This is a genomic window from Streptomyces sp. WM6386, assembly GCF_000972385.1.
Taxonomy (GTDB): domain Bacteria; phylum Actinomycetota; class Actinomycetes; order Streptomycetales; family Streptomycetaceae; genus Streptomyces.
Map to the genome: position 1 here is coordinate 1 of NZ_JXTE01000355.1, position 633 is coordinate 633.

Genomic DNA, 633 nt, shown 5'->3' on the forward strand with positions numbered 1-633 from the left:
CGCCAGCACGGCATGTTCGTGCGGCCGAAGCTGAGCCGACTGCCCAGTGAGATCATCAGGCAGCAGGTGTACGCCTCCTTTCAGCACGACAAGAGCTCGGTGGAGATCGTCGAGTCGACCGGCTACCGCAACGTGATGTGGGGCGACGACTACCCCCATCTGGAGGGCACGTACGGTCACACCCAGTCCACGCTCCACGAGCTGTTCGACGGTGTGCCGGACGACATCCGTGAGCGCGTCACGCGGGGCACCTTCAACGAGCTCTTCCGCCTGCCGGAGAAGACTCCCCAGGAGGCGGCCGTCTGAGCGGCGCCGACGGCGGGCCTCCGGTGAACACTCCCCCGCGCCCCGAGGACTCGTACCCCGCGGACCTGGAACGGCCCGGACTCGTCAGGACCGGGCGGTCGACCTTCGTCCGGCCCGTCCGGCCGGAGGACGCCGACCGCCTGGTCGCCTTCGTCGGCGGCCTGTCCCGGGCCACCCTGGCCTACCGCTCCCTCGGCCCGGTGGTCCGCGCCCGCGACGACGTCATCCGCCGCGGCGCGCACGTGGACTACCTCAACGAGCTGGCGCTCGTCGCCCTGGCCGGCGACGAGATCGCCGGTCTGGTGCGCTACGTCCGCAGTCCGGAGG

At 71.1% G+C, this 633-nt stretch carries 2 pseudogenes; both read left to right on the top strand.

Annotation, left to right across the window (positions count from 1 at the left end):
* Window positions 1–306: pseudogene (locus tag TN53_RS41685) on the top strand (amidohydrolase); the annotation flags it as partial.
* 23 nt (window positions 307–329) lie between these two features.
* A pseudogene (locus TN53_RS41690) lies at window positions 330–633 on the top strand (GNAT family N-acetyltransferase); the annotation flags it as partial.